8 protein-coding genes are annotated in these 6,881 nt (G+C 64.3%); 2 read left to right on the top strand and 6 right to left on the bottom strand.

Annotation, left to right across the window (positions count from 1 at the left end):
- The first annotated feature begins 3 nt into the window (after positions 1 to 3).
- Positions 4 to 1,821: an aminodeoxychorismate synthase component I gene (pabB, locus tag ABIB42_RS22715; RefSeq protein ID WP_005664015.1), complete on the top strand. Its 1,818-nt coding sequence runs from the start codon at positions 4 to 6 to the stop codon at positions 1,819 to 1,821.
- A gap of 110 nt (positions 1,822 to 1,931) precedes the next feature.
- Here pabB and ABIB42_RS22720 read toward each other — a convergent pair whose 3' ends face one another.
- From ABIB42_RS22720 to ABIB42_RS22730, 3 genes are all read right to left on the bottom strand, one after another.
- Positions 1,932 to 2,543, bottom strand: coding sequence for an OmpW/AlkL family protein (locus tag ABIB42_RS22720; protein WP_219861942.1), 612 nt, complete (start codon positions 2,541 to 2,543; stop codon positions 1,932 to 1,934).
- 162 nt (positions 2,544 to 2,705) lie between these two features.
- Complete coding sequence (locus ABIB42_RS22725) at positions 2,706 to 3,290, bottom strand: glutathione peroxidase (protein WP_071360943.1); 585 nt, start codon at positions 3,288 to 3,290, stop codon at positions 2,706 to 2,708.
- Between the two features lie 73 nt (positions 3,291 to 3,363).
- On the bottom strand, positions 3,364 to 3,786 hold the full coding sequence (locus tag ABIB42_RS22730) for a CoA-binding protein (RefSeq protein WP_005664020.1): 423 nt from the start codon (positions 3,784 to 3,786) through the stop codon (positions 3,364 to 3,366).
- Between the two features lie 111 nt (positions 3,787 to 3,897).
- On the opposite strand from ABIB42_RS22730, the gene ABIB42_RS22735 reads away from it, so the two are divergent.
- Positions 3,898 to 4,539 carry a peptidoglycan recognition protein family protein gene (locus ABIB42_RS22735; RefSeq protein ID WP_005664022.1) on the top strand — a complete coding sequence of 214 codons (642 nt, stop codon included), beginning with the start codon at positions 3,898 to 3,900 and terminating at the stop codon, positions 4,537 to 4,539.
- A 36-nt stretch (positions 4,540 to 4,575) separates the two neighbouring features.
- Here the strand turns inward: ABIB42_RS22735 and ABIB42_RS22740 are convergent, their stop codons facing one another.
- From ABIB42_RS22740 to ABIB42_RS22750, 3 genes are all read right to left on the bottom strand, one after another.
- Complete coding sequence (locus tag ABIB42_RS22740) at positions 4,576 to 6,255, bottom strand: serine hydrolase (protein ID WP_429249021.1); 1,680 nt, start codon at positions 6,253 to 6,255, stop codon at positions 4,576 to 4,578.
- A 160-nt stretch (positions 6,256 to 6,415) separates the two neighbouring features.
- Positions 6,416 to 6,736, bottom strand: a complete 321-nt coding sequence (locus tag ABIB42_RS22745) for an Abi family protein (RefSeq protein WP_429249022.1) — start codon at positions 6,734 to 6,736, stop codon at positions 6,416 to 6,418.
- Positions 6,675 to 6,881, bottom strand: a 207-nt coding sequence (locus ABIB42_RS22750) for a hypothetical protein (RefSeq protein ID WP_429249025.1), incomplete at its 5' end; no start/stop codon positions are given. The genes ABIB42_RS22745 and ABIB42_RS22750, both read right to left, overlap by 62 nt.

Raw genomic sequence — 6,881 nt, forward strand, 5'->3', positions numbered from 1 at the left:
AGCATGGATACCGGCGAAGTCTTCGCGCTGCTGGACGATGCCCGCGCCACGCAGGAGGCCCGCTCGCGCCTGTACAGCGGGCATGCGGGCACGCTGACCTGTGAGGACGCGGCTGGCTGGCCGCGACTGGTGGCGGCGCTGTCGCAGGCGCTGCAAAGCGGCCTGCACGCGGTGCCGCTGCTGAGCTATGAACTGGGCGCGCACCTGGAGGGCCTGCCGGCCCGCCCGCTCGACGGCCCGCTGGCGCAGGTGCTGCTGTTTACCCGCTGCGAACGCATGACCGGCGAGCAGGTGGCCTCGTGGCTGGCAACGCGCAGCATGGACCTTGCGCCGGCCGGCGTCGCCGGTATTACCGCGAATGTCGATGAGGCGCGGTTCACCGAGGCGATCGGCCGCATCCGCGACTACATCGCGGCCGGCGACACCTACCAGGTCAACTACACCTGGCGGCTGCGCTTCGAAGCCTTCGGTTCGCTGCTCGCCCTGTACACGCGCCTGCGCGCGCGCCAGCCGGTGCCGTATGGCGCGCTGGTGACGCTGCCTGGCGGCGGCGCCGTGCTGTCGTTCTCGCCCGAGCTGTTCGTGCGCCACGAGGCGGGCATGCTGGTGGCGCGGCCGATGAAGGGCACGGCGCCGGCCAGCGGCGATGCGGATGTCGACGCCGCGCGCGCTGCAAGCCTGGCGCAGGACAGCAAGAACCGCGCCGAAAACCTGATGATCGTCGACCTGCTGCGCAATGACCTGGGCCGCGTGGCGCAGACCGGCAGCGTCGAGACGCCGGCCCTGTTCGAGGTGCAGCGCTACGGCGCCGTGCTGCAGATGACCTCCACCGTGCAGGCGCGCCTGCGCGCGGATGCGGGGCTGGAAGAGATCTTCAAGGCCTTGTATCCATGCGGCTCGATCACCGGCGCGCCGAAGCGGCGCACGATGGAGATCATCCACGAACTCGAACCCGATGCACGCGGCATCTATACCGGCGCCATCGGCTGGTTCGATCCGGCGCCCCCGGGTCGCGCCTTCGGCGACTTCTGCCTGTCGGTGCCGATCCGGACGCTGGCGCTCGGTCCATCGATCGATGGAGCAAGACGCGGCGAACTGGGCGTCGGCGCCGGCATCGTGTACGACAGCGATGCGCAATCCGAATACGCCGAGTGCCAATTGAAGGCGGGTTTTCTTACCGGCCTGCCCAACGAGTTCGAGATCTTCGAGACCATCCGCGCCTCGCGCGAACACGGCTGCCGCCACCTGGAGCAGCATCTCGACCGCATGGAAGCATCGTGCGCCTGGTTCGGCTTTGCCTTCGACCGCGGCGCGGCCCATATCGCGCTGCTGGAAGCCAGCCTGGCCCTGCCCTCCGATGCGCTGCACCGCCTGCGCCTGGCCGTCTCCCACGACGGCGCGCTGACGCTCACATCCGGCGAGCTGACGCCCTTGCATGAGCCGGTGACCTTGCTGCTGGCCCAGGAGCCGACGCACAGCGGCGACGTCTTCCTGCGCCACAAGACGAGCGTCCGCGGCCGCTACGACGCGGCGTGGAAGGCGGCCGAGGCGCAAGGCGCCTTCGATATGCTGTTCTTTAACGAGCGCGGAGAATTGACGGAAGGAGGGCGCTGCAGCGTGTTCCTGCGCTTCGGCGAGGAGTGGCTCACGCCGCCCTTGTCCTGCGGCGTGCTGCCGGGCGTGATGCGCGGCGTGCTGCTGGCCGCGCCCGCCTGGCGTGCGCGCGAAGCCGTGATCACGCGCGCCATGCTCGAACAGGCCGACGACATCGTCGTCTGCAACGCGCTGCGCGGGCCGCTGCGCGCCGTGCTTGCGGCGTAATCGCAGGGCAGAATGAAGGCGTGGGTCGCGCCCCGCCCTTTCCCATGTTTGATGCTTTTGCTGGAAGCTCGCCCATGGAAGACGGGCAGGACGCGATCACGCACAAGCTGTCAGAAGCGGTAGCCGACACCCAGCCCGAACAGGACCGGATCGACCTTCAGGTGGCTGGCGTTGGCGCCGCCGACGTACACGTCGCTGCGCAGCTTGACCTTCTTGACGTCGGCGTTGATCGACCAGTGTTCGTTGAGGCGGAAGTCGACGCCGGCCTGCAGCGACAGGCCCCAGCTATCGTTTTCCAGGTCGCCGGCGCCATCGAGCAGCTTGACGCTCGATATGCGGGTGTAGTTCACGCCGGCGCCGATGTAGGGGCTGATGGCCGCGCCGGGGGCGAAGTGGTATTGCAGGTTCAGGGTCGGCGGCAGGTGCTTGAAGGTGCCGATCTCGGCGCCGTCCAGGCGGACCTTGTGCTTCTGTGGATAAGTCAGGATCAGTTCGGCCGCGATATGCGGGGTGAAGAAGTAGCTGATGTCCAGCTCGGGAATGGTCTTCGTGCTCACTTCGAGGCGGTCCGCCGCGCCGACGCCGGCGATCGGGGTCGACTTGTTGTCCGGGTCGACGTACACGGCGCGGGCGCGCACCAGCCATGGGGATTCCTGCGCCAGCGCCTGGGCGGACGCCATGGCGATCAGGGCCACCAGCACGGTCTTCATCGGCGTTTTCATCTTTTTCTTACCTTTCTTCGTTTTTATGTCATCTGCGACGAAGGTAAGCTTATTGATGTGAAGCAAAACAAACTATGATCTACATCAAAATGACCATGCTATTAATGTGGTTTATAAAACGCCTATCTCCCAGCTTATATCTTTGATCGCCAGAGAATGCCCTTACAGGGCCGCTTCGATCTTCCCGGTCAGCTGAGGATCTTCCGGCGTGACCTTGCTCGGGAAGTAGTCGAGCACCTTGCCGTCACGGCCGATCAGGTATTTGGTGAAGTTCCACTTCGGTTCCTGGCCGGTGGCCTTGATCAGCTGCGCATGCAGCGGGTTGGCTTGCGGGCCTTTCACCGAGCTCTTGGCGAACATCGGGAACTTGACGCCATAGGTGTTGAAGCACAGGTCGGCGATTTCCTTGGCGCTGCCCGGTTCCTGCTGGCCGAAGTCGTTCGACGGGAAGCCCAGGATCACGAAGCCGCGGCCACCGTACTTGGCGTAGATCTTTTCCAGGCCTTCGTACTGCTTGGTGAAGCCGCAGTAGCTGGCCGTGTTCACCACCAGCACCACCTTGCCGGCATATTGGCAGAGGTCTTGCGGCGCTTCGTCCTGCAGGCGCTTGAAGCTGTGCTTGAGCACGGCCGGGCATGCGGCCGGGCTCTTGGTCAGCGCGGCGACCGGCGCGGCCTGCGCGCGTGCCGGCTGGGTGACGCTGGCGGCGGCCGTGGCGGCGAGCAGCAGGGCGATGGTCTTGATCATGGCGTGGTATTGACGGGGTTGAAATGCGTCGATTGTAGCGCAAGCGGCAACCCCGGCGGCCAACGCTTTTTTCTCATCCCTCCAGGCTGCGGTGCTCGATCTTGATGCAGTGGTTCATGACCACGTCCAGCCCGGCGGCGCGCGCCAGGTCGGCGGCGGCCTGGTTCTCGATATCGAGCTGCATCCACAGGCAGCTGGCGCGCACGGCGATGGCGTCGCGCGCGATCGGGCCGATGTCTTCGGATTTGCGGAAGCAGTCGACGATGTCGATACGTTGGCCGCTGCCGGCGATGGCATCGGCGGCCTCTTGCAGGCTGGCGTAGACCGTCTCGCCATGGATGGTCTGGCCGGCATAGCTCGGGTTGACGGGCAGGATGCGGTAGCCGTTGTGCTGCAAGTAGGCGCCCACTTCGTTGCTGGCGCGGTCTTCCTTGTTCGACATGCCGACGATGGCGATAATCTTGCTGTCGCGGAGGATCTGGGTGATGGTTCGCATGGTGTGCTCTGCTGTTGTTATCGTTGGAATCAGCTTATCAGGTTTGCATATGCTGGCGCTGCACGGTCAAACGTGGAAAGATGATGGCTCATCCATGTTGGATATTCTGCCATGATCCCTGCATCTGTTTCACGCGCATCTGTTTCACATATTGGCGCCGCAATTGCGCTGGCGTTCTCGATCGGCGGCGCGCACGGCGCCGAGTCCCTGCCCGACCTCGAACGCGCCATCGTGCCGGTCGCCAGCTGGGGCGGCACGCCGGCCGACGCGACGAAGGCGCGGCGCCACCGGATCACCCACATCACCTTGCACCACCAGGGCGAACCGTTCAAGCCGGGCGCCGACCCGCAAGCCTACCTGCGCCGCCTGCAGGCCTGGTCGCGTGCCGAGAAAGGCTGGCTCGACATCCCCTACCACTACGTGATCGACCTCGATGGCCGCATCTACGGCGCGCGCGACCTCGCCTATGCGGGCGACACCAATACCGACTACGACCCCAAGGGACATGCGCTGATCGAGGTGGTCGGCAATTTCGAAGAAGTGGAGCCGAACCAGCCGCAGCTCGATGCGGTGGTGGGCCTGATGGCCATGCTCGCCGCGAAGCACCAGGTCTCGCTGGACGACATTCAGAGCCACCGCGATTATTCGGACAAGACGGTGTGCCCGGGCGAAAACCTGTACCGCTACGTGAAGGACGATTATTTCAGGCACAAGGTGGCCTTGCGGCTGGCGCAGGAGCAGGCCGCGAAATAAGCCGCGGCCAGCTCATTCAGTACTCTTGGTGAGTGCTTACTGCAGCCGTTTGCCGGGCGTGGCCTGGCCGTTCTGGTGCAATACGACCACCGGCGCGCCATCCGCGCCCTTCTCGAACCTGAGTTCGGCATTCACGTCGCGCGAGAAGAACACGTCCTCACTGGCCGGGAAGATCTCGATCTTGCGCTGTCCGGTCGCCTGCGCATAATAGCGTTCGCCCTCCCGGCTCAGCGTGATCGTGAACTGCGGCGCGAGCTGGTAGGCGCCGGCGCGCGCATCGAAGCCGGCGTTGTCGATCTTCACCGCCTCCCGTTCGGCAGGCGCATCGCCGACGCGTTCGTTGCGCGTCCGCTCGCCTGCGTTGTCGACCGTGACGTGGGTGACCTTGCCTTGCGCATCGCGTCCGAACTCGAAGCGCGCCAGCGTCCCCGGGAAGAAGAAGCCGTCCTTCGAATAAGGCGTCAGGGCGGCCGGCGAGCGGTCGCCGCGGGCCATCATGAGATTGCCGTCGCGGCTCGTGAAGATGCGCTTTTCCTTGCCGTCGATGTCATATACGCCTGTGAACCCGTCGAGGGCCTTGGCATCGAGCTTGAATGCCTTCGGCTCCATGAACGGCTTGCCCATCGCCAGCGCCGCCGCCTTCTTGGCCAGCACCTCCGGGTTGGCGCTGCCGCTGTCGGCATTGCCCAGCACCGCGACGAAGATCTTTTTTTCCGGCAGGCGCAGCGCATAGGTGCTGAAACCATTGATGCCGCCGCCATGCTCGACGACCGGCGTGCCCTGCAGGGTGCCGACGCCCCAGCCATAACCATAACCGGTCGACTTCTCGGGAGTCAGCTGGTAGGGCGTGAAGGCCATCTTCCAGCTCGCGGGTTTGAGCAGCTTGCCGGACGCGATGGCGGCATCCCATTTCGCCAGGTCGTCCACGGTGGAGACCAGCGCGCCGGCCGCATACGGCTGGCTCATGGACAGGGGCTGCGCCGGCGCGAACCCCTTCTCCTGCGCGCTGTAGCCGATCGCGCGCGGCGCGTTCGAACGCTCGACGCCTTCATACGCGGTGTCCTTCATGCCCAGCGGCGTGAAGATGCGCTGCTCGAGGAAGCTGGCGTAGCTCGTGCCCGAAACCCGCTCGATGATCGCGCCGAGCAGGAAGTAGCCGCTGTTGTTGTAGCGGAACTGGGTGCCGGGCTCGAACTCGAGCGGATCGTTCCTGAAGCCGTCGATCATCTGGGCCACGGTGAAGTCTTTCGCCATCGTCGACACATAGCCCGACTTGCCGGTGTAGCTGACGATGCCCGAGGTATGGGTCAGCAGGTGCTCGACGGTGATGACCTTGCCGCCGGTCGGATAGTCGGGGAAGAAGCGCGTAATGGGATCGTTCAGGGCCAGCTTGCCCTCCTCGGCCAGCATCAGGATCGCCACCGCCGTGAACTGCTTGGTGATCGAGCCCAGGCGCAGCACGGTACCGGGCGTCAGCGGCGTCTTGGCGGCCACGTCGGCGGCGCCATAGGCCTTCCTGAACACCGTCTTGCCGTCCTTGACCACGATGACCGTGGCGCCGGGGTCGTCCGCCTTGTACTGGGGTTTGAATAGCGCATCGAGCTTGCCGGCCAGGGATTGCGCCGAGGCGGCCCTGGTGGCTGGTTGCTGCGCTTGCGCGAGCATCGGGGTCGACAGCAGGACGACAGCAACGGCGACGGCGGAGAGTTTCAGCATGACGGCTACCCTTCTTGACGAGTTGTGATCTTGCTACTGTAACTCTGCCGTATCACAAATGGTAAATAATCCGATGAAGTGCTGAAAAGACCGGATAAAAGCCTGCGCGATGGGTGCGAGAGGGTCCTGTCGCCTGTCGCGCCGAGGCGCCAGGTTCGATCTATACCCAGAGCTGATCTCGGTCCCAGCCTTGGCCAAAACCCATCTGCGCCGGATTGATCATCGGATACGAATGGAACAGATATCGCAAGCCGTCCGAAAAGAACGGGTTCCCATCAATAGCCGTGGTCATGATGCGGATGACCGCAGCACGAGAATAGAAGCGGGACGGATGGGCGAAGTGCGCCGAATAACGTGGATGCGATTGTGGATCGAACGGCAGAGAACGATTCCAGATTCGTCCATGGTGCGCACAGGCATTACGTAGGTTGTTCAAGCTGTGGAGCCAGGATTCGAGCACTGGAGCCGACAGGCCAAACATATTTGCGATCGCACTCTTGCCATGCGCCAGCTCCTTGTAGAGCGTCGACCGAGCCTGTCAGAATTTCTGTGTGGAACGGGGTCATGAAATAATCCCGAAAGGACTGTTCCATGACCGAAGTGATGACCACCAAGAAGCCCAAAAA

This window comes from Massilia sp. UYP32 (genome assembly GCF_050434365.1).
In the GTDB taxonomy this organism is placed as follows: Bacteria; Pseudomonadota; Gammaproteobacteria; order Burkholderiales; family Burkholderiaceae_D; genus Telluria; species Telluria timonae.